Here is a 2,686-nt window from a genome sequence, read left to right as displayed (position 1 = left end):
GTGTGGGGGTGGTCGGTTGGGGGCGTACCGTGGGTGCGGAGTGCCGTGCGGTCGACTGTCGGACTCCTCCCCTATGGTGGCTTTTGTCGTTGATGTACCTGGGGAAGGGAATCGATGGAAGCCACCGTCGTCCGCTGTGCCGAAGGCCATGAGTTCAGCACCTCCACGTTCCCGATGCAGCAGCTCGGCAGCGAGCGCATCGGGCCTGGACGACTGCTTCGCTGTCCCCGCTGTGCTCGACTGCGTCATGCCGTGCCGGTGCGCAGGGGAGTGAAGGGGGTCTGAGCCCCGTGGCGGAGGGTGCGTGAGGTTCGGCGCGCCGATCCGCCGGCGTGAATGAGCGTGCGAAGGGCCCGGCCGGGTGAGCCGGGCCCTTTGTGTGCGCGTACGCTCGTCCCGTGCTTCTCTCAGACAAGGACATCCGTGCCGAGATCGACGCTGGACGGGTGCGGATCGACCCGTACGACCCGGCGATGGTGCAGCCCTCCAGCATCGACGTACGCCTCGACCGCTACTTCCGGGTCTTCGAGAACCACCGTTACCCGCACATCGACCCGGCGGTCGAGCAGCCGGACCTGACGCGGCTGATCGAGCCGCAGGGGGACGAGCCGTTCATCCTGCACCCGGGTGAGTTCGTGCTGGCGTCGACGTACGAGGTGGTGTCCCTGCCGGACGACATCGCGTCGCGGCTGGAGGGGAAGAGCTCGCTGGGGCGGCTCGGTCTGCTCACGCACTCCACGGCCGGCTTCATCGACCCCGGCTTCTCCGGCCACGTGACGCTGGAGCTGAGCAACGTGGCGACGCTGCCGATCAAGCTGTGGCCCGGTATGAAGATCGGCCAGCTGTGCATGTTCCGGCTGACCTCGCCCGCCGAACACCCTTACGGGTCGGAGAAGTACGGCTCGCGATACCAGGGGCAGAGGGGGCCGACGCCGTCCCGCTCGTTCCTGAACTTCCACCGGACGAAGGTGTGAGGGCAGCGGCATGAGCGAAGTGCGGGAGAACCTGACGTACGAGGCGTTCGGCACGGCGGTGCGGGAGTTGGCGCAGACGATCGCCGACGACGGTTTTGAGCCGGACATCATCCTCTCCGTGGCGCGCGGCGGCGTTTTTGTCGCGGGTGGTTTGGCGTACGCGCTGGACTGCAAGAACCTGCACTTGGTGAACGTGGAGTTCTACACCGGGGTCGGTACGACGCTGCCCATGCCGGTGATGCTCGCGCCGGTGCCGAACGTCGTGGACTTCTCGAAGAAGCGGGTGCTCATCGCCGACGACGTCGCGGACACCGGCAAGACGCTCAAGCTGATCCACGACTTCTGCGAGGGGCACGTCGCGGACGTCCGCAGCGCGGTGATCTACGAGAAGCCGCAGTCGCTGGTGAAGTGCGAGTACGTGTGGAAGCACACGGATGAGTGGATCAACTTCCCGTGGAGCGTGCTTCCGCCGGTGGTGGAGCGTGAGGGCCAGGTCCGGGACGCCTGATCAGGGGTGGGCCTGTCGGCCGGTTGGGGTGGACCTGCGCGAAGGCGCGTATCGCGAGGAACAGCAGGACGCCGATCGGTGAGAGCAGGGTGCTGAGCAGCAGCACCGGGCCCATGAGGAGGGGGTGTATGCGGAGGCGGCAGCCTTCGCGGTACATCCATTGCCCGATGAACAGGTCCCAGGCGATCACCTGAGCCCAGATCGCGGCGGCGCCGCCGTCAAGGGCGGTGAACCGCTGAAAGGCCGCCAGGTCCGGTCGGCGCACCGCTTCCCACAGTTCGGGGAGGACGGGCAGCGCGAGCGCCATGTACACCAGCACGATCGGGACGATCGGGAGTACCGAGGCGGCCACCCGGTCCGTCCAGCGCCAACCGGGCGCGAAGATCAACAGAGCCCAGGTGGGCGCGGCCAGCGCGAACGCGAGGCCGAAGAGGGTGTCGGTCACCGTACGGCCTCCGGCGTCGCTGTTCGGCCGCGGGGCATCGGCCGCAGGGCGAGCGCGGTGGCGGCGAGCGCCACCGCGGCCAGAGTCGTCCACGCGGTCAGCGTCAGGGTGTCGGGGCGGACGAGGGACTGACCGCGGAGCGCCTGCCAGGTGACCAGGAGCACGACTCCGCTGTAGCCGCCGGCGACGACGAGGGTGAGGCGCAGCCGGACGCCGGTGTCACGGAGGCGGGGGAGACGGCGAGCGGCGAGGCGGAGGCAGGGCACAAGAAGGGGGAGGAGCTGGAGCGCGTGCATGCCGACGAAGTGCGGGATGCGCAGGTCCCCTCCGACGGTGCTCCAGCCGGTCAGCGGCATGCCTGGGCCGCCGTCGGGAACGCCGACGCTGTGCGCGCCGAGGGCACCGGATATCTCACCGGAGGCCTGCTCCGGTGTGGGGGTGAGCATCAGTCCACCGAGGGCCAGTCCGGCAAGGGCGATCAGCGCACCGAGTCGCAGCGCCCATGCTTCCGCGGGTTCGCGGAGTCGTTCGCGGAGGAGTAGGAGGGCGATCACCAGCGTCGCGACCCAGAGCACGATGATCGTGAGCCCCATCAGCGCGAACAGCAGCCGTTCGAGGTCGGTCGCCACGTTGAAATGGCTGCGTCGACCGAGTGCCGCGGCGCTCACGATGATGGCCATCTCGACCGAGCCCACGAGACCTCAGAAAAGGGGGGGGGGGGGGGGGCGGGGGCGGGGGGGGGGGGGGGGGGGGGGGGGG

At 69.2% G+C, this 2,686-nt stretch carries 4 protein-coding genes; 2 read left to right on the top strand and 2 right to left on the bottom strand.

Annotation, left to right across the window (positions count from 1 at the left end; genetic code table 11):
* The first annotated feature begins 398 nt into the window (after window positions 1-398).
* The gene (dcd, locus tag GL263_RS24715; RefSeq protein WP_182857961.1) at window positions 399-974 is read left to right on the top strand and encodes a dCTP deaminase; all 576 of its coding nucleotides are present in this window, start codon (window positions 399-401) and stop codon (window positions 972-974) included.
* A gap of 10 nt (window positions 975-984) precedes the next feature.
* Window positions 985-1,482 (top strand): phosphoribosyltransferase, encoded by a 498-nt coding sequence (locus GL263_RS24710; protein ID WP_143651352.1) that lies wholly within the window; start codon window positions 985-987, stop codon window positions 1,480-1,482.
* On the opposite strand, the gene GL263_RS24705 is transcribed toward GL263_RS24710, so the two are convergent.
* On the bottom strand, window positions 1,418-1,927 hold the full coding sequence (locus tag GL263_RS24705) for an ABA4-like family protein (protein ID WP_182857960.1): 510 nt from the start codon (window positions 1,925-1,927) through the stop codon (window positions 1,418-1,420). The two genes, GL263_RS24710 and GL263_RS24705, sit on opposite strands and share 65 nt — an antisense overlap.
* Window positions 1,924-2,607: a hypothetical protein gene (locus GL263_RS28655; protein ID WP_182857959.1), complete on the bottom strand. Its 684-nt coding sequence runs from the start codon at window positions 2,605-2,607 to the stop codon at window positions 1,924-1,926. Before GL263_RS28655 ends, GL263_RS24705 begins: the two co-directional genes overlap by 4 nt.
* Between the last annotated feature and the right edge of the window lie 79 nt (window positions 2,608-2,686).

Origin of the sequence: Streptomyces durbertensis (assembly GCF_014156695.1) — a bacterium.
Taxonomy (GTDB): Bacteria; Actinomycetota; Actinomycetes; order Streptomycetales; family Streptomycetaceae; genus Streptomyces; species Streptomyces durbertensis.
Note: the sequence above shows the minus strand (reverse complement) of the source record. Positions and strands in the feature narration are given on the sequence as shown.

Excerpts from the sequence above, each read along its gene's own strand:
- GL263_RS24710 (WP_143651352.1), top strand. The coding sequence starts at position 985 with ATGAGCGAAGTGCGGGAGAACCTGACGTACGAGGCGTTCGGCACGGCG.
- GL263_RS28655 (WP_182857959.1), bottom strand. The coding sequence starts at position 2,607 with ATGGCCATCATCGTGAGCGCCGCGGCACTCGGTCGACGCAGCCATTTC.